We start from the raw sequence: 18,068 nt of genomic DNA, 5'->3' as shown, positions 1-18,068 counted from the left end.
AGCTAACCCACGATATTGGAGGCTAGCACCTTTCGTGGGGGTCATTATGTCTATGTCGATAGTTGCACAAACGAATGTACAGCTTTTAAGGTTAGTGTAATATACCCTTTATTTATAAGGGTATATTGGCATGGTTAGCACAATCCGAGAACAGTTAATTGCAGCAGGCATCATTGTTCCTGCTGCAAACCCAACACAGCCTGAAAAAAAAGCTAAACAAAACAGTAGTAAACGAAGCTCCAAGGTAGATAAAAAACTAAAAAAAGAATCCAAGTCGTCCCACCCCAAAAAAAATTCGAAGATTAACCGTACAAAAGCAGATGACAACCAAGCTCGTAAACCCTTGCTGAAACCTCGACCGAAGGGAAAGCTAAGCAAAGTTGATAGAGCCATCTTGCAAGCTTCAAGTTGTGGTAGGCGAGGCGGTAGTGAATTGCGAAAATCAGAACGAATTCGTTTATTCGTCAGGAGAGGGGCGACAGTAAAAGGGGATGCTGCTTGCGATACTTGTGGGTGTGCATACGGAATCCTGACGAGGTACAGTAATACTAGCGTCGGACCCGTAGTTCTGTGTACTACATGTAAGGTTAAAGCTTTTGAGGCGAATTTTGGACATGCTGACGCAATGCCCTTAAAAGTAGATCATGCACACGCACAACGGCATAAGTGAGAATCGACATAACAAATATGGATTAAGGTGTTGCGCAGACAACACTAAATCTCGAGTGTTGAACAAGCCCGAAGCCACTTTAGTAAGTAAATTGTACGATTGAACTTGAAGGGCGCACCGCTTTGAGTCTTTTCTCAAGGCGAGCGAGGCCAAGATAAGGTTGCGATAGCAATCTTATCAACCAGTTAGCTATTTTTCGTTTCTTTCGTCGTCACATCTCCTCTGTTTTCGTCAATGCCATTCTCCTTATTATCAAATGCCTTTCGGCTACATGGGTCGGCTTACTCCAACACATGCCATTTCATGCTCACAACAAGGGCAGATTCATATCGCTTTGCTCCTTACCGGTACTGGCACTGGCGGCATCCTATAGACCAAGTTCAACAGCAACAGCTGAATACGAACTCTTAAGGCGTGTGCTTGACCACGTAAAAATCCGTAGTCTCTTACTCGCTGCAACCCTTTGGGCAGCACGTGTTGAAAATGAGCAGCAAGAACTTGAGAGTAGGCAAAGTGCGCGTTCGCCATACATTGGTTTGGCTCCCTTTATAGCGGAAGGTGACTGTGTCGTCGGTTATATGGATGATGTCTTCATCAGGCAACACGCCACGATAGAGGTAGCGTGCCAAATAGCTCAACGCAGCCTGACCGTATCCCGCTGATCGGTAATTGACCACTCATTGTTTGGGTATGTCACTCGGAAGCCACAACGTTGGGTGTTAATTAATGGTCTCCAGCACTCTTGCTCGGCATACTTGTTAAGCTGCCACGCCGAGTTTTACCTCCACTGGAGTTTTCTGTTGGAGCGAGTCCAAGGCTCGTCATTAAGCGATAAGTCCAGTAACCGCATGGTCCTGTTTCATAGACAAAGTGCAGAGTGGCTTTTGGATACTTGGATTGCAGCTGTTTGGTCAATTTAATCAATGCGGACTTATTCGATTTAATACAGCCAAGGTGTTGTGGATTTGCCTCACGATGTTCTTATAACACAGCGATTTGAATAAATGACTTATGCATATCTAAGCCAATGAAAATTATGCTATCTTTATTCATGCTAGCCTCCAAAATTTAGTTGTTTGACACACTAATTATGGCTATGGTTTTAAGCTAACCCACGATATTGGAGGCTAACACCTTTCGTGGGGGTCATTATGTCTAGGTGACAAGGAGGGATCATGAACAAATTGGAAGGGACGTACCCCAATAGCTATGAAGATATTCTAGCTGCTACAAGTGAGATTGGATTTCCGCAGTTATCAGATGCTGAAACAGGTTCATTTTTAGCGACACTTTGCGCTAGTAAAATTAACGGCAATTTCCTAGAGCTTGGAACTGGTACTGGGCTTTGTACATCTTGGTTGTTAGAAGGGATGAGTGCTGGCTCTAAGCTAATTTCAGTAGACAATAATGAGCGGAATATTGGCTTGGCTCGTAAATTTTTAGAACATGATAGCCGAGTTGAAATCGTATTAAGTGAAGGCGAAGCTGTAATTGATGGAATAGAACCAGCTTCATTGGATTTGATATTTGCTGATACTTGGCCGGGTAAGTATCACTATTTAGAAGAAGCGTTAGGTTTACTAAAAGTTGGCGGCATTTATGTTGTCGATGATATGAATACGAGAAGTGAATGGTCGATAGAGCACAACACTAAAGTTGAAGACTTAATATCACACTTAACAACTCGTTCAGATTTAATAACTACGAAGCTGGATTGGTCTACAGGTTTGGTTATGTGTGTGAAAATCGCTTAACAATAGACTATGGCGTCAATGGCTATTTGGGCGCCATTTATGTTTTACATACCATCACTTTTTAGCTTCAAAGCTTAAGTTGTATAAGTCTTCTATTGCCACAAAGCCAGCAGAAAAACAAAAAGACCAATCCCCAGTGTTACTTTTAGAAGCAAGCCAAGAGGTGCTCCACCTTTTGGCGCTTTATTGCAACATCCCATCATTGATTCCTAATTTGTCGTGAATGTCATATCACCTTAAACCTTTCCCTTACGGTAAGGTCAATGCTTTATTAGTCATATAATCTGGAATCCGAAAAACAAAAAAGCGAACCGTTCGGTTCGCCTTTTGTTATGTTGTTCTGCTTAGCGCCGCTACGAATTAGTCTTCGTAGTTGTCGATACTTGGACAAGAACAGATTAGGTTACGGTCGCCGTATACGTTGTCTACACGGTTAACAGTAGGCCAGTACTTCGAGTTCTTGGTTGCTTTTGATGGGAAACAAGCCAGTTCGCGAGAGTAAGGGCGATCCCATTCTGCGCCTGAAAGGTCAACTTGTGTGTGCGGTGCGTTCACTAGAGGGTTGTTGTCTAGTGGCCATTCACCCGCTTTCACTGCTGCCATTTCGTGACGGATTGCGATCATCGCTTCACAGAAACGGTCTAGCTCTTCTAAATCTTCAGATTCAGTTGGCTCTACCATTAGTGTGCCAGCTACAGGGAAAGACATAGTAGGCGCGTGGAAACCGAAGTCCATTAAACGCTTAGCAATATCTTCTTCGCTGATACCTGTATCTTCCTTAAGTGGACGAATATCGATAATACATTCGTGCGCTACGCGGCCGTTAGTGCCACGGTAAAGAACAGGGTAGTGAGGACGTAGTTTTTCCATCACGTAGTTCGCGTTCAGAATCGCTACTTTCGTTGCGTCTGTTAGGCCAGGTTCGCCCATCATTGCGATGTAAGCCCAAGAGATAGGTAAGATTGAAGCACTACCTAAATCTGCCGCTGATACCGCGTAGTCAGAACCTTGTACACCGTTTTCGATGTGACCTGGTAGGAAAGGTGCTAGGTGCGATTTAACGCCGATAGGACCCATACCCGGACCGCCACCACCGTGTGGGATACAGAATGTTTTGTGTAGGTTCAAGTGAGATACGTCTGAACCGATGAAGCCAGGTGAAGTTAGACCTACTTGAGCGTTCATGTTCGCGCCGTCTAGGTAAACCTGACCGCCCGCTGCGTGTACTTGTTCACACACTTCTTTCACTTGCTCTTCGTATACGCCGTGCGTAGAAGGGTAAGTGATCATGATGCTTGATAGGTTGTCTTTGTGCTTCTCGATTTTCGCTGCTAGGTCTGCCATGTCGATGTTGCCATCTTCATCACACTTAACAACCACTACTTTCATTGAAACCATAGATGCTGTTGCAGGGTTAGTACCGTGCGCAGAGCTTGGAATCAGACAAACATTACGGTGAGCTTCACCGCGGCTTGCGTGGTAGCGTTGAATCGCGATTAGACCTGCGTATTCGCCAGATGCACCAGAGTTAGGCTGTAGTGAGAAATCGTCGTAACCGGTAATTTCACATAGCTTCTCTTTAAGATCTTTCGCTAGCGCTGTGTAGCCCGCTGCTTGCTCTAGAGGTGCGAATGGGTGAATTGAACCAAACTCAGGCCATGTTACTGGAATCATCTCAGCAGCAGCGTTCAGCTTCATCGTACAGCTGCCCAGTGGGATCATGCCGTGCGTTAGTGAGAAGTCTTTGTTCTCAAGCTGTTTTAGGTAACGCATCATTTGCGTTTCGCTGTGGTGCGTGTTGAATACTGGGTGAGTTAGGAACTCTGATTCACGACGGCAGTTTTCTGGAATTGCTGCAAACTCATTTGATGCAATGTCAGAAGATAGTGCTTGAACGTCTTCTTTCACGTCGAAGATTGCGAATAGTGCATTCACGTCGTCGATCGTTGTTGTTTCGTCTAAGCTGATACCGATTTTACCCTTAAGAAGGCGAAGGTTGATGTCTGCTGCTTGCGCTTTCGCGTACAGTGCATCTGTCTTCTCTTCAGAGTTGATCGTGATGGTATCAAAGAAGCTGTTGTTCGTTAGTTCGTAACCCGATTTAGTCAGGCCAGCCGCTAGGATAGCTGTCATGTGGTGTGTACGACGAGCAATAGTACGTAGGCCTTCTGCACCGTGGTAAACCGCGTAGAACGACGCCATGTTTGCTAAAAGTGCTTGAGCTGTACAGATGTTCGATGTCGCTTTCTCGCGGCGGATGTGTTGCTCACGAGTTTGCATTGCCATACGTAGCGCTTGGTTACCGTGAGTATCGATAGATACACCGATTACACGACCTGGCATTGTACGCTTATGTTTTTCACGAGTACCCATGAATGCAGCGTGTGGACCACCGTAACCCATAGGAACGCCGAAACGTTGCGCTGAACCGATGACTACGTCTGCGCCCATTTCGCCCGCAGGCTTAAGTAGAGCGGAAGCAAGTAGGTCAGTAGCCACTGTAACCAGTGTTTTGTTAGCTTGAGCTTTCGCAATGATGTCTGTTAGGTCACGAACTTCACCCGTTGTACTCGGGTATTGAAGAAGCGCACCAAATACGTTTTGCTCTGGAAGTGTTTCAAGAGCACCAACCATGACTTCAAAACCGATGTACTCAGCACGAGTTTTAACAACTTCTAGTGTTTGAGGGTGAACATCGTCAGCAACGAAGAATACTTTGCTCTTGCTTTTGCCAGCACGCTTACACAGAGTCATTGCTTCGCCAGCCGCTGTCGCTTCATCAAGAAGGGATGCGTTCGCGATTTCCATACCGGTTAGGTCCATTACCATTTGTTGGTAATTGAGTAGAGCTTCAAGACGACCTTGAGAAATCTCTGGTTGGTATGGTGTGTAAGCTGTGTACCAGCCGGGGTTCTCTAAAACGTTACGTAGAATAACGTTTGGAGTGAATGTGTTGTAGTAGCCTTGGCCAATGAAAGTACGTTTCACTTGGTTTAGGTTAGCGATCTCTTTAAGAGAGGTCAGCATGTCCATCTCGCTCAGTGGCGCAGCAAGTGTCATTGGTTTTTCAAGACGGATTTGTGCAGGAACCGTTTCGTCGATCAGTGCGTCTAGGCTAGTCGCGTTGATCGCTTCAAGCATTTTTTGCTGGTCTGCTTTATTAGGGCCGTTATGACGAGCAACAAACTCGTTTTGCGTACCCAAGTCTTTCAGTAATTGGCTTTGAAGTAATTCAGTCATGATATGTTCTACTTTCTCTCTGGAGCCGTGAGCTAGCCCCTAAAATTAAGCTGCTCCAAAGAGCAGCTTTATCGTAATGAGGTTACCTATTAGTCTTCTTCTACAGAGCTTAGGTATTCTTCCGCATCTTTAAGGTTGTTTAGTTCAGACGCATCAGACATCTTCACTTTAACAATCCAACCGCCTTCATAAGGTTCTTCGTTGATTAGCTCTGGGCTATCTTCTAATTCTTCGTTGATTTCTACAATTTCGCCAGAGATTGGTGCGTAGATATCAGAAGCTGCTTTCACTGATTCAACCAGAGAGAAGCTTTCGCCAGCTTCAATTTCGTCTTCAGTGTCTGGCAGGTCAACAAACACAACGTCACCTAGTAGCTCTTGAGCGTGCTCAGAAATACCAATAGTTACAGTACCGTCACCGTTGTCTTTTACCCACTCGTGGCTGTCTGCAAACTTTAGTGTATTGTCCATTGCTTATTCTCCAAAAATTTATGAGGTTTTAATTTAAATCTTAAAATTGGTTTAACGGTAAAGAGGGAAGCGCTTGCAAAGCTCTTTAACTTGCTTGCGAACACGTTGCTCAACTTCAGCATTGCCTTCAGGGCTTTCAACTAAGCCATCAAGTACATCGCCGATCCATTCACCGATAAGTTTGAATTCTTCAGTGCCAAAACCACGACTGGTTCCAGCTGGCGTGCCTAAACGGATACCAGAAGTAATCATAGGCTTCTCTGTATCGAATGGTATGCCATTTTTGTTACATGTGATCCCTGCACGCTCTAATGCTTCTTCAGTTACGTTACCTTTCAAGCCTTTAGGGCGAAGGTCAACCAACATTAGATGTGTGTCTGTACCGCCAGTCACAATGTCACAACCGCGAGTTTGCAACACTTCAGCAAGAACTTTTGCGTTGTCGATCACTGAATCAATATAAGTATTAAATTCAGGGCCAAGTGCTTCGCCAAACGCCACTGCTTTAGCCGCGATAACGTGCATTAGTGGGCCGCCTTGAAGGCCAGGGAACACTGCAGAGTTGATCTTTTTGTTGATGTCTTCGTGGTTCGTAAGAATCATGCCGCCGCGTGGGCCACGAAGTGTTTTGTGCGTTGTTGTGGTAACAACGTGTGCGTGTGGTAGTGGGCTAGGGTGAGCACCTGTCGCGATAAGACCCGCGATGTGTGCCATATCGACCATTAGGATAGCGCCAACTTCGTCAGCGATTTCACGGAACTTAGCGAAATCAATAACGCGTGGGATAGCACTACCACCAGCAATAATCATTTTAGGTTGGCTTTCGATAGCTAAAGCGCGAACCGCTTCGTAATCGATTTCTAGAGTTTCGCGGTCTACGCCGTATTGAACTGCGTTGAACCACTTACCAGACATTGCAGGGCGCGCACCGTGTGTAAGGTGGCCACCAGCGTCTAGAGACATGCCTAGGATAGTGTCGCCAGGTTGAAGTAGGGCAAGTTTAACTGCGCCGTTCGCTTGAGCACCTGAGTGAGGTTGTACGTTTACGTATTCGCACTTGAACAGCTGTTTAGCACGTTCAATCGCGATAGCTTCTACTGTATCTACGTGCTCACAACCACCGTAGTAACGACGGCCTGGGTAGCCTTCTGCGTATTTGTTGGTCAGGCAAGTGCCTTGAGCTTGCATTACTGCTTTAGAAACGATGTTCTCAGAAGCAATAAGTTCGATTTGTTCGTTTTGACGAGTGTTCTCTGCTTGGATTCCAGCAAATACTGCGTCGTCAGTCGCAGATAGGTTCGTAGAGAAAAAACTGTCTAAGCTATGGTTTTGGTAAGCGTTCATTGTCGAGACCTTTCATTAAGCTAATGGTGATTGTTTTTATAGTCCATTAGGTCTTACGTTGATTTCTGCATCGGTATCGTTTGCGCTATATAGGTATAGATAAACGTGAATTGCGTTATAAATATACTCTTACAGCGTCTAAGCGATCGTTGTAGGGTCGATGCAGCACGAATTGTTTCCCAAAAAGTTCGGGTAAAAAACAGCTCTTACAAATGTTAAATCTATCATTTGCTGCAAGCTGAAGTAGCATCTCTTCATCTAACAAGTCGATAACATAGCTCCGATAAAATCAATTTTCAACAAAAATTTCCAATAGGAAACAACTTTTCTTGTTTTGCTACGGGGAGCACGCTTTATTTCTCTGTGTGCTCTTTAATCAACAAAGCGCTTCATGCAACAATGAAATGAATAGACAGGAAGCAAGAAATTAATGAGGGACCTATGTCAGAAGACATTTATGATGAGTACCCATCTTTAACGTTGGCGAAGGAAACGTTAGACCAGAATATCGAACCACTTAGGCTTGGCCAGCGTATTAAAGATATCCGCGGCAAGCTTGGGATTACGTTAGAAGAAGCAAGCCAAAGAACAGGCTTGGCTCGCTCTACGCTCAGCAAAATTGAGAATGAACAGATCTCACCAACGTTTCAAGCAATGCAAAAATTGGCGATGGGTTTGCAAATTGATATGCCGCAACTCTTTGAGCCGCCAAGAAAAAAAGTGGCAACAGGACGTCGAGATTTAACCAAGGCAGGCCAAGGTAAACCACACCCAACACCGACTTATGAACATGAGCTGCTTGCGACTGAGCTTTCTAATAAGAAGATGATGCCGTTTAAGAGCCGCGTAAGAGCACGTACTTTTGAAGAGTATAATGATTGGGTGCGTCATGACGGTGAGGAGTTCTTAATGATTATCTCCGGTGATGTGATGTTCTATTCAGAATTCTACGAACCTGTGCCAATGAGCGAAGGCGATAGCATGTATTACGATGCCAATATGGGCCACATGCTGATTTCTACCAGTACAGAAGATGCACTCATTTTGTGGGTGACTGCAAAATAAGTTAACAAACTTAGAATTTCTTATAGTGAATGCAAACGTTTGCTTTTGTTTCGAACGTTAGCCAACAGACGCGATATTGATGTGAAAATCATCAATATCGCGTTTTTGTATGTATCTATAAATTGTTTTTAAATTGTTAAATGTCACATTTTGAGCTGTTTTAATCTTGTTAAGGGTGTAAAACTCACTCAGCCTTGTTTATTATAGTGAACACGGTTTACTCATGTTGATTGAAGTTTACTGAAGTGAATTCTTAGAAAGTGAGTTGTATGGGTTCTGTACAGTTATTCATAATTTATAGAGCCAACGATATAAGCCTATATAAAGGACATCACTTTTTACTATCTACTGTTTCTAACGTTAACCAGTATCGTTAGAGGCGACTCTAAATAGAGATATAAGCGGCAGACTCGATTTTGGACAGCCTGCAACGCTTCATGGAGAATAAAATGACTCAAGAACACGCTAATCAAGACCTACTAACAACACCACTGCATGCACTTCACGTTGAAGAGGGCGCAAAGATGGTTCCTTTCGCTGGCTACGATATGCCAGTCCAGTACCCGCTTGGTGTAAAGAAAGAGCATTTACATACTCGTGATGCTGCTGGTCTTTTTGATGTTTCTCACATGGGGCAACTTCGTCTACATGGTGCAAACGCAGCTGCTGTCTTAGAATCTTTGGTTCCTGTAGATATTATTGACCTTCCTTCTGGTAAGCAGCGCTATGCGTTTTTTACTAACGAGCAGGGCGGCATTATGGATGATCTGATGGTTGCTAACCTAGGTGATCACCTGTTTGTTGTTGTGAACGCAGCATGTAAGACACAAGATATCGACCATCTAACTGCGCACCTTCCAGCTGACGTAGAAATGGAAGTGATTGATGATCGCGCTCTATTAGCACTTCAAGGCCCTAAAGCGTCTGAAGTTTTAGCTCGTTTCCAACCAAGCGTTGCTGACATGCTTTTCATGGACGTTCAAAAAGTTGATATCGACGGCGTTGAATGCATCGTGAGCCGCAGTGGTTACACGGGGGAAGATGGCTACGAGATCTCTGTTCCTAACGATCACGCTGAAGCACTGGCACGCAAGCTAACATCAGAAGCTGAAGTAGAGTGGATTGGCCTTGGCGCTCGTGACTCACTTCGTCTTGAGTGTGGTCTATGTCTATACGGTCATGACCTAGATACAACAACTACTCCAGTAGAAGCTAGCCTTCTATGGGGTATTCAAAAAGTGCGTCGTACAGACGGTGAACGTGCAGGCGGTTTCCCTGGCGCTGATATCATCCTTGAGCAAATCGCAACCAAAGATGTTCAACGTAAGCGTGTTGGTCTTGTTGGTCAAACTAAAGCGCCAGTACGTGAAGGCGCTGAGCTGTTCGATGCTGAAGACAACAAGATTGGTGTTGTAACAAGCGGTACAGCGGGGCCTAATGCAGGCAAACCTGTTTCTATGGCATATGTACGCACTGATCTAGCAGTAATTGGCACTGAAGTATTCGCTGAAGTTCGTGGTAAGAAGCTACCAATGACAGTAGAAAAAATGCCATTCGTACCTCAACGTTACTACCGTGGCTAATCTATTTTAAGAGAAACTATTGAGCTAAGCTAAGCTAAGCTAAGCTAAGCAAAGCCTACTGTTTGCTTCTCTGTGTAGAGAAGTTCAACGGTAGGCTTTTTTGTTTAAGCCTGTCTCCCTTTTTATGAACGTATCTATTTTTATAAACGTATCTAATTTTAAGAGCGTATAACTTTCTATATCGCTACAAGCCCAGATACCTGAAAGTTCGTTTTTTAAAACGAGACATATGGCTATATCATTAAAATTGCTTACTATAATATTAGTGGTACGTGTTATGGTGACGATTCATCATTTTTGTAAATAAGTAGTAGGGGTTACAAGGAGTTATCTATGAATGTTAACCATACAATGAGTCCGGTTCGTAAAGCCGTTTTAGGGCTGTTAGCTCCATTGATTTACACATCAAGTGTTATGGCGACGGAAAACTCGGTCGAAAGTGCTCCTAATGTCGGTGTTTCACCTTATATTATCAATGGTAGCCCCACAACAGATGCAGAACTAACTAATACTTATCCAACGTTTACTAGCCTGTACTTTCATGATGGTTCAAAATTTTCTAACTACTGTGGTGGAACCATTATAGATGCACAATTCGTGCTTACCGCTGCCCATTGTGTGTATGAAAGTTACGCGTGGATGCTTAATACTTGGGTTGTTCCAGGAATGGCAGATCAAACAAAATATAACAACGGTGGATACCAATCAGCACGAGTCGAAAAGATATATTATCCAAGTGACTATAGTAATAATCTTGATCCCATCAACGGGAAAGTATTACCAAACGATATTGCTATCTTGAAACTCAAAACAGCCTTAAATGTACGAGACTACTCTTCTTCAATTAACTCTACATTCGACAATGTCTATGCATTGAATCGTGGTCAAGATACGTTTAAGGCAGTTGGCCGAGGCTTGACGAGTCATATAACTGATGACCAAGGCAAAACTGTTTCTAGAACTGCTACCAATGTAGTAAATCAAGCGAATTTAACCTTCGATGCTACAAATAGCTGTAATTCAACAGACAAACAGCTTTGTTTTGATGGAGCGCAGTTCAATGGATACAAAAACTCGACCTGTAATGGTGATTCAGGCGGTCCTGTCTATTGGTGGGATGGGGTTAGCTATCAGCAAATAGGCATTACGAGTTACGGGCCAGCTACATGTGGAAGCCTTACTGAAAAATACACGTCTGTTTTTACGGAAGTTTATGATTATGCAGGATGGATAGATCGAGTTGTTTCAGGCACTGAAAACGCAACTTTTGAAGTTAGAAGTACACCGAGTTCTCGTGTTCTCGTACGAGTGAGCGATGGTGAAACCGTTGATTCATCTTCTGCTTTGTTAAATGAAACGTCAATGCCGAAGATAAGCCTATCGGGCGGGTCTAATTCAGGCACCAACTCAGGCTCTAGTAGCGGCGGTTCTTTGGGGTTCTTGTCGATATTCGCGCTTGGTTTACTTATTTTAAGAAGACAATCTATTTAAAGTTAAGTAGACGTTCATCAGCATGATTGAGGGCTATACCTCGACAGGTTGTTCATTTAAGCATTAATGAAAGAAGTCTTAGATTAAGTCGACGCTAAAAAGCATCAGCGTCGACTTGGTTATTTCGGTGTACTATCGCTTCAAACTTGTCGATATGCCTGCTTATTGATTTTCGCCTTCCTGCTATACCTTTCGACAATTTCATCCATTTGCTTTATGGCATCGTTGATATTTTGAATACCACCTTGTACAACACCTTTCTCGCTTTGGTTCAATGCAGAAAAGGCCTGTTTTAATTCTTTATCTTCCAGCATATTTCCGTGTAACAGCACTTCTTTGTAAGTCAGTAATCTCTGCTGTACCGCAACAATTTCATTACGGGTATCTTCTGATTCTAAAGCCTGTTGTATGCAAGGAAATACCAATTTATAGAGATTCGCAATTTCCAATTTCACGCTATCATTATTCGCAATTTGCAATTTTTCTTATTTCCTAGCTCTTGATAATTCAAACTTATCTGCCCGTGAGTTAACGCCGTTGTAAGTATGAAAGTCCATGAAACGTAACGTTTTTATCGGCCGAATAATATGCCTTTAATCACTTATGTAAACTGTTCTAAGTCAATATGGTCTGCTTCTTGCTGAAATTAGGTCATAACTGTCTATTCTGGAGGTGCTTATGTCACAAGAACCTATAGTCATTGCGCTGATTGAGCGTAGGAAGCTAGGCAATTGGTCTCAAGAAAAATTAGCGGCTAGCGCAGGGATGAGCTTGAAAACCTATCAACGAATTGAGCGGGGAGAGGCTGATATCAAAATGTCTCAGTATCGTTCGATCACGAGAACCTTGAAAGTTACGGACTTGGATGTCGTACTCGACGTTGTAGGAGCGTCTGAAGCAGCAGCGGAAGATGTAGCTGCTGCTAGTCGTTTGTTAACCAGTGAAGAGCGAATGCTGTTGATTAAACTGATTTTGTCGGTCAAAAAACAGAAGTAGCGTTTTGTTCTAATAGACACTTTCTAATCAATAGTATTGCGAATATGTAGCCTCAAAGAACCAGTCTTCGAATAAACAATGTCAGGTATCGTCTTTTGTCCAGCTAGTTAGAGCTAAAATGATTGTTTCATGGTGAGGTGCTCACTACGGACATGAAACAATTAGTCTACTCTTCCGCGAAGTTGTTTGGTGGTGCTTCTTTGCTTTTTACTTTCTAAACGTCTTTTTTGAGAGCCGCGTGTTGGCTTGGTTGCTCGTCTCACTTTTTGAACTTTTGTTGCTTCTAAGATCAGCTCTTTCAAACGTACCAAAGCATCGTCTCGGTTTTGCTCCTGAGTTCTGTACTGTTGAGCTTTAATGATAATCACACCATCTTTAGTGATACGACCATCTTTATGTGCCAGGAGTTTTTCTTTATAGAAATCGGGTAGGGTTGAGTGCTTTATGTCAAAACGTAAATGTATCGCACTCGATACTTTATTGACGTTTTGACCTCCGGCTCCTTGAGCTCTGATCGCGGTTAGCTGGAGTTCCCAGTCTTGAATTGAAACAGAGTTAGATATTTGTAACATAAACATCCATTTTGAACAGTAATATGGGGTCATGATACTGAATATTGGGTATGGTATCAGTAACTTTCTTAAAGAGTGGTAGTAGTGATGAAAATTGATTTAACGGCGTATGAAGGATTAATCTTTGATATGGACGGTACGTTGATCGATACAATGCCAGCACATGTGAAAGCATGGCAACAAACGGCGGAAGAGTTCGGCTTTTATTTCGAAGCGTCTTGGCTGCATAGCTTAGGTGGAATGCCGAGTTATAAGATCGCTGGTGAGGTAAATAGTAAGTACGGTTTATCGCTCGACCCACAAGCGGTTTCTACGTTTAAAATGGCTTCGTTTGCAGCTATTGAAGACAAAGGAGATATTATCCCTTGTACGTATTCTCTTTTGATAGACCATCTCGGTGACAAGAAGATTGCGGTTGGAACGGGCAGTCAACGCAAGAGCGCAGAACAACTGTTAGATAAAACGGATATCTTGAGTAAGTTGGATATCTTAGTGACAGCGACAGATGTGAAGAATCATAAACCAAACCCTGATACTTTCTTAGCTGCTTGTTTTGGTATGGGTTTACAGCCAAAGCAGTGTGTTGTGTTTGAAGATACTCACCTTGGTAAGCAGGCAGCCCATGCTGCGAATATGGATTGCATTCTGGTAGTCGAAGGGAATACGCTGGAGTTCTACCCCGCACCAAGTTGATTGTTGAGTGAACGACTCTAGAGTGAAATGAATAAGTTAGCGGGGCGGTGGTGCGATGCAGGCTCCCACTATGCAATTTCGCTCATTTCGCTATCAAGGAACAAACATACACTGTTTCTACCTACTGCTTTTGCTTCGTAAAGAGCTAAATCGGCGCACTTATAATTGAGTGCAGGTTCACCTGTTAGGTTGGTTATTCCGCCACTTATTGTAACGACGTTGTCGAACTCGATACTGATCGCGATTCTCAGCCTATTAAGCACATAGTCGGCTTCTTGTGGTGTCGTGTGAGGCAAGATAACCCCAAACTCTTCTCCCCCAATACGAGCCACGAAATCGGTATCTCGGCATTCACGTTGCAGTACCTGTGCTACGGTTTGTATGGCTTTATCGCCATAATCATGTCCAAATCTATCGTTAATGCGTTTGAAATGGTCAATATCCAATATGGCTAAGCAAGATTGCTCGCGAGTAGGGTAACGACTAACGCGAGAACACTCGTCACGAAGCTCCAGGTCGAACTTTCGTCTATTCCAACAGCCAGATAGTGCATCTTTTTCGCTAAGGTTTCTCAATTTATTCTCGAGCTCTTTGCGTTTGCTGATATCAACAAATGATGCAACATAAAATTGAATCACATCTTTTGAGTCTTTGATGGTTTGTATTCGAAGAATTTCCGTGATGAAGGTGCCATCCTTTCGTCGGTTCACCACTTCGCCTTCCCATATCCCTGTCTCTTTAATGACGCTCCACATTTTAATGTAGAACTCTTCATTATATCGGCCAGCGTTAAACAATGAAGGCTGTTTACCTTTTACATCTTCTAACTCGTAGCCACTGACACGGGTGAACTCTTGGTTTACTTTTATGATTCGGTTATTTTTGTCTGTGATTAATAGGGCAGACATACCGTTCATTGCCGCTTTGGCGAGTTGGCTTTCGATACTGTTCTTTTTATGATTTCTGTTCCACAGTACGAAACCTGCAGATATCATTGAAATCAATATCGAGAGTATGATTATCTGAACGACTATGGCGTGATTTTCTTGTTGAAACTGAGTGTTAAATTGATGTTCTTCAATATGAAGAACCATATAAATTGGTCCTTCAAACTGCTTAATCTTAGGGCTGATGTCAGAGTGAAAATACCAGTTTTTACCATCAAAATAGCTGGATGAGGTGCCGCTTTGAATATTCTGCCACAGGCCTGGGGCTAGTTTTGCATACGTCTTGTCTGAACGTGATTCAATCACATGCCCAAATGAATCCTCAGGGTCGGGACCCATGATGACATGACCAGTATTATTAAGGATGACCGGAACTGTCGCTGATGTACCTATCTGGTAATGTAAGCGATCATAGATCTCGCGCATATTTAGGTTAGCAATGAAATAGCCAATAATGTGCTCCCCTACAGTGACAGGCGTCATAATGCGAAGTGTCGGCGAAAAGGGGCGAACTAACTCTCCATTTTCAACTTCTAGATCAATGCCTGTAGCTTTAACTTCTCCAATCTCTAATTCTTGTAGCTTTTTGTAGTAATCGCGAGAGGATTTGTTTTGTAACTCGTGGTCTGGAGTGACACTTGCGTGGCCATCTTTATAGTTGACGCGGAATACTTCATTAGCGTCTAGATCTAGGAAACGCAGTTGAGAGTAGTATTGTTGCCCGTGTGCCAATACAACCCACAGATCCTGCAGTGCTTGTTTGTTAGTAACTGAAGGCTCGGAAATGGAACGAAGTAGGGTCTGTGAGGCGGCAATAGAGGGAACCGCGTTTGATATTTGCTCAACAATAATAGCGAGTTGATGGAAGCTGTATTCGATTTGGTTTTGATTAGACTGTTTGATGTTTAGCGCATACTGGGCTTCAACCCGTTCAAATTCAGAGTTTATATAGAGAGCAGGGACTAATCCTAGGACAAACAAGGTACATAGAAATTGGCTGATCAGTTTTTTTATACTCGTATTCATCACTGTCCTCGAAAAATCAGCGCAATACTATATATTTTGCAGGCCTATTAATGTGATCTTGACCCAAAACTTATAATCAGATGTGCATATTATTTCGTTTTTAATGAAATTTATTGCACTTGGGGTGTTAATTGAGCAATTAGGTATCAGAAACGAGACCTGTCCGCAAATATAATGGGGAGCATAGTACGGACAGGTTATTCTAGATAAAGCGGATTTTTAGCCTATGTCTGGTCGTAATTAACTTAAGCCAACGATGTTTCCTTTGCTATCAATGTCCAACGACATAAAAGCCGGTTTATCCGGTAGGCCTGGCATGGTCATTACATTGCCGCACAGCGCGTAAATAAAGCCAGCACCAGCACACAGTTTTAGCTCCCTAACGGGTACGTCAAACTGAGATGGTGCACCTTTTACGTGTGCTTCTGTCGAGATCGATAGTGGTGTTTTTGCTAAACAAACCGATAGGTCGTTATAGCCATGCAGTTTGAATTCGGCCAGTTGTTTTTTAGCCAGTGGAGATAGCGAGATACTTGCTGCGCCATAGCCAACTTCAGCGACGGCCATCAGTTTTTCTTCTAGGCTTTGCTTTGAGTGATACAACGGCTTAAATTCACTCTGTTTTTGGCAAGCTTTTACTACGGCGTGAGCCAATTTAGTCGCCCCTTCGCCACCCTGACCAAATGCTTCGCTTACTTCAACACTAACGCTTGGGTCGAAGTCGGTGATCATCTGTTTCAAAGCATCGAGCTCTTGAGCTGAATCTTGTGGAAATCGATTGATCGCAACAACGGTAGGCACTTGGTATTGCTTAACGCTGTTGATGTGCCATTTAAGGTTCTCAAACCCTGCAATAAGCGCGTCTTGGTCATCATTAAAGATTGAATCTGGTAGCGGAGTTCCTGGTCTCAAATCGTATAAACCTGAGTTGGCTTTTAGACCACGTAATGTTGCGACAATAACAGCACAATCTGGATTTTTTTTCGATGCTTTCACTTTGATGTTACATGCTTTCTCAAAACCCATATCTGAGCCGAAGCCACCTTCCGTCACGGCAAAGTCACTTAGCTTTAACGCAACCTTATCGGCAATAATAGAAGAGTTACCGTGTGCGATGTTAGCGAATGGCCCCGCGTGGATTAGGGTAGGAACCCCTTCAAGGGTTTGCATCAATGTTGGCTCTATGGAGTCTTTCATTGTGACTGTCATAGCACCTGCTACGTTGAAGTCATCTGCAGTTAATGGCAAGCCTTGGTTGTTGTATGCGAGTACCACTCGTCCGATACGCTTTCTTAAATCTTGGAGGTCATCAGTGAGAGCAAGAATAGCCATCAGCTCTGAAGCGGCTGAGATGTCAAAGCCATCCTCGCGCTCAAAGCCATTAATTGTTTTGTCTGCTTCGTTCTTGCCAACCGTGATCATACGCAGTGCGCGGTCATTGTGGTCAAGTACACGTCGCCACACGATTCTGCGTGGGTCGATATCCAGAGCTTTTAAGCCTGAGCGAGCCTCAAAGGCTTCTAACCCTTCACGTTGCTCATGATACAAACGAGCGTCAATAGCGGCAGATGCGAGGTTATGAGCGACTGTTACGGCATGAATGTCGCCAGTCAGGTGAAGGTTCAATTGCTCCATTGGGGCAACTTGTGAATAGCCACCGCCGGCTGCACCACCTTTTACACCAAATACCGGGCCCATTGAAGGTTGGCGAATGCAGGCCATAGCGGATTGGTTAATCTTTGCTAGACCTTGTGCTAGTCCGATAGTGGTGACGGTTTTGCCCTCACCAAGAGGCGTCGGTGTGATGGCCGTAACCACGACTAATTTACCATCTTGTTGGCTAGCGAGGCGTTCAAGTGATGTGAGAGACACTTTAGATTTGTATTGCCCTAATGGCTGATGTTCGTTGTGGTGCAGGCCAGCTTGCTTGGCAACTTCACTGATGTTTTTAAGGGGAGTAGAGCGACAAATATCAATATCAGACAGCATATTTGATCCTTATATCAGAACCGAAAGGTGGTACGTAAACGTTTGCGTGGCGATAGTACTGTATAAATTTGCCAAGTAAAGGCAAACCACATCAATTATGTGCTGGAAGATAACAGATCTAAAGAGTCATTGCGCGAGATCAAATCTTAAACGAGAAAAATATTCGATCTGATGTATCCGCCCCATGAACCCACGGGGCGACTTGTCAGTGTTTGAAGTTCCAAGGCA

General features: G+C 43.6%; 14 protein-coding genes and 2 pseudogenes. 7 read left to right on the top strand and 9 right to left on the bottom strand.

The genetic code is table 11. The features are described 5' to 3' along the window. Window positions 1–130 precede the first annotated feature (130 nt). Window positions 131–670, top strand: a complete 540-nt coding sequence (locus AB6D07_RS20920; protein WP_017103809.1) for a hypothetical protein — start codon at window positions 131–133, stop codon at window positions 668–670. A 324-nt stretch (window positions 671–994) separates the two neighbouring features. Here AB6D07_RS20920 and AB6D07_RS20915 read toward each other — a convergent pair. Next, a pseudogene (locus AB6D07_RS20915) lies at window positions 995–1,275 on the bottom strand (transposase). A 205-nt stretch (window positions 1,276–1,480) separates the two neighbouring features. Beyond that, window positions 1,481–1,723, bottom strand: a pseudogene (locus AB6D07_RS20910) (IS110 family transposase); the annotation flags it as partial. A 122-nt stretch (window positions 1,724–1,845) separates the two neighbouring features. Between AB6D07_RS20910 and AB6D07_RS20905 the strand changes: the two are divergent. Then, window positions 1,846–2,424: an O-methyltransferase gene (locus AB6D07_RS20905; RefSeq protein ID WP_017102170.1), complete on the top strand. Its 579-nt coding sequence runs from the start codon at window positions 1,846–1,848 to the stop codon at window positions 2,422–2,424. Between the two features lie 360 nt (window positions 2,425–2,784). On the opposite strand, the gene gcvP is transcribed toward AB6D07_RS20905, so the two are convergent. The 3 genes from gcvP to AB6D07_RS20890 all read right to left on the bottom strand — a co-directional run bounded on the left by gcvP (window position 2,785) and on the right by AB6D07_RS20890 (window position 7,478). Beyond that, entirely contained in the window at window positions 2,785–5,664 is a 2,880-nt protein-coding gene (gene gcvP, locus AB6D07_RS20900) for an aminomethyl-transferring glycine dehydrogenase (protein WP_017102169.1), read from the bottom strand. An 89-nt stretch (window positions 5,665–5,753) separates the two neighbouring features. Then, window positions 5,754–6,134 (bottom strand): glycine cleavage system protein GcvH, encoded by a 381-nt coding sequence (gene gcvH, locus AB6D07_RS20895; protein ID WP_009845137.1) that lies wholly within the window; start codon window positions 6,132–6,134, stop codon window positions 5,754–5,756. 51 nt (window positions 6,135–6,185) lie between these two features. Next, window positions 6,186–7,478 (bottom strand): serine hydroxymethyltransferase, encoded by a 1,293-nt coding sequence (locus AB6D07_RS20890; RefSeq protein WP_017102168.1) that lies wholly within the window; start codon window positions 7,476–7,478, stop codon window positions 6,186–6,188. Window positions 7,479–7,919: 441 nt separating this feature from the next. On the opposite strand from AB6D07_RS20890, the gene AB6D07_RS20885 reads away from it, so the two are divergent. The 3 genes from AB6D07_RS20885 to AB6D07_RS20875 all read left to right on the top strand — a co-directional run bounded on the left by AB6D07_RS20885 (window position 7,920) and on the right by AB6D07_RS20875 (window position 11,617). Then, window positions 7,920–8,543, top strand: coding sequence for a helix-turn-helix domain-containing protein (locus AB6D07_RS20885; protein ID WP_017064652.1), 624 nt, complete (start codon window positions 7,920–7,922; stop codon window positions 8,541–8,543). Window positions 8,544–8,992: 449 nt separating this feature from the next. Further along, window positions 8,993–10,126 carry a glycine cleavage system aminomethyltransferase GcvT gene (gcvT, locus tag AB6D07_RS20880; RefSeq protein WP_029222778.1) on the top strand — a complete coding sequence of 378 codons (1,134 nt, stop codon included), beginning with the start codon at window positions 8,993–8,995 and terminating at the stop codon, window positions 10,124–10,126. Between the two features lie 333 nt (window positions 10,127–10,459). Further along, window positions 10,460–11,617 (top strand): trypsin-like serine protease, encoded by a 1,158-nt coding sequence (locus AB6D07_RS20875; RefSeq protein WP_017097961.1) that lies wholly within the window; start codon window positions 10,460–10,462, stop codon window positions 11,615–11,617. A gap of 140 nt (window positions 11,618–11,757) precedes the next feature. On the opposite strand, the gene AB6D07_RS20870 is transcribed toward AB6D07_RS20875, so the two are convergent. Next, window positions 11,758–12,096 (bottom strand): hypothetical protein, encoded by a 339-nt coding sequence (locus AB6D07_RS20870; RefSeq protein ID WP_017102166.1) that lies wholly within the window; start codon window positions 12,094–12,096, stop codon window positions 11,758–11,760. A gap of 199 nt (window positions 12,097–12,295) precedes the next feature. On the opposite strand from AB6D07_RS20870, the gene AB6D07_RS20865 reads away from it, so the two are divergent. Next, on the top strand, window positions 12,296–12,613 hold the full coding sequence (locus AB6D07_RS20865) for a helix-turn-helix domain-containing protein (protein ID WP_009845174.1): 318 nt from the start codon (window positions 12,296–12,298) through the stop codon (window positions 12,611–12,613). Window positions 12,614–12,774: 161 nt separating this feature from the next. On the opposite strand, the gene arfB is transcribed toward AB6D07_RS20865, so the two are convergent. Next, window positions 12,775–13,185, bottom strand: a complete 411-nt coding sequence (gene arfB, locus AB6D07_RS20860) for an alternative ribosome rescue aminoacyl-tRNA hydrolase ArfB (RefSeq protein WP_012600691.1) — start codon at window positions 13,183–13,185, stop codon at window positions 12,775–12,777. 87 nt (window positions 13,186–13,272) lie between these two features. Between arfB and AB6D07_RS20855 the strand changes: the two genes are divergently transcribed. Continuing rightward, entirely contained in the window at window positions 13,273–13,878 is a 606-nt protein-coding gene (locus AB6D07_RS20855; protein ID WP_009845180.1) for a beta-phosphoglucomutase family hydrolase, read from the top strand. 68 nt (window positions 13,879–13,946) lie between these two features. Here AB6D07_RS20855 and AB6D07_RS20850 read toward each other — a convergent pair whose 3' ends face one another. Beyond that, window positions 13,947–15,851 carry a diguanylate cyclase gene (locus AB6D07_RS20850; protein WP_017102165.1) on the bottom strand — a complete coding sequence of 635 codons (1,905 nt, stop codon included), beginning with the start codon at window positions 15,849–15,851 and terminating at the stop codon, window positions 13,947–13,949. Between the two features lie 240 nt (window positions 15,852–16,091). Then, window positions 16,092–17,840, bottom strand: a complete 1,749-nt coding sequence (locus AB6D07_RS20845; RefSeq protein WP_017102164.1) for a formate--tetrahydrofolate ligase — start codon at window positions 17,838–17,840, stop codon at window positions 16,092–16,094. Window positions 17,841–18,068: the final 228 nt, after the last annotated feature.

This window comes from Vibrio sp. 10N.239.312.C11 (genome assembly GCF_041466065.1).
GTDB lineage: Bacteria > Pseudomonadota > Gammaproteobacteria > Enterobacterales > Vibrionaceae > Vibrio > Vibrio tasmaniensis_A.
The sequence above is the reverse complement of the archived record's forward strand: the minus strand, read 5'-3'. Positions and strand labels throughout refer to the sequence as shown.

What these genes read in the sequence shown, in the direction of transcription:
- AB6D07_RS20920 (WP_017103809.1), top strand. Translation starts at nt 131, where the DNA reads ATGGTTAGCACAATCCGAGAACAGTTAATTGCAGCAGGCATCATTGTT.
- AB6D07_RS20905 (WP_017102170.1), top strand. Translation starts at nt 1,846, where the DNA reads ATGAACAAATTGGAAGGGACGTACCCCAATAGCTATGAAGATATTCTA.
- gcvP (WP_017102169.1), bottom strand. Translation starts at nt 5,664, where the DNA reads ATGACTGAATTACTTCAAAGCCAATTACTGAAAGACTTGGGTACGCAA.
- gcvH (WP_009845137.1), bottom strand. Translation starts at nt 6,134, where the DNA reads ATGGACAATACACTAAAGTTTGCAGACAGCCACGAGTGGGTAAAAGAC.
- AB6D07_RS20890 (WP_017102168.1), bottom strand. Translation starts at nt 7,478, where the DNA reads ATGAACGCTTACCAAAACCATAGCTTAGACAGTTTTTTCTCTACGAAC.
- AB6D07_RS20885 (WP_017064652.1), top strand. Translation starts at nt 7,920, where the DNA reads ATGTCAGAAGACATTTATGATGAGTACCCATCTTTAACGTTGGCGAAG.
- gcvT (WP_029222778.1), top strand. Translation starts at nt 8,993, where the DNA reads ATGACTCAAGAACACGCTAATCAAGACCTACTAACAACACCACTGCAT.
- AB6D07_RS20875 (WP_017097961.1), top strand. Translation starts at nt 10,460, where the DNA reads ATGAATGTTAACCATACAATGAGTCCGGTTCGTAAAGCCGTTTTAGGG.
- AB6D07_RS20865 (WP_009845174.1), top strand. Translation starts at nt 12,296, where the DNA reads ATGTCACAAGAACCTATAGTCATTGCGCTGATTGAGCGTAGGAAGCTA.
- arfB (WP_012600691.1), bottom strand. Translation starts at nt 13,185, where the DNA reads ATGTTACAAATATCTAACTCTGTTTCAATTCAAGACTGGGAACTCCAG.
- AB6D07_RS20855 (WP_009845180.1), top strand. Translation starts at nt 13,273, where the DNA reads ATGAAAATTGATTTAACGGCGTATGAAGGATTAATCTTTGATATGGAC.
- AB6D07_RS20850 (WP_017102165.1), bottom strand. Translation starts at nt 15,851, where the DNA reads ATGAATACGAGTATAAAAAAACTGATCAGCCAATTTCTATGTACCTTG.
- AB6D07_RS20845 (WP_017102164.1), bottom strand. Translation starts at nt 17,840, where the DNA reads ATGCTGTCTGATATTGATATTTGTCGCTCTACTCCCCTTAAAAACATC.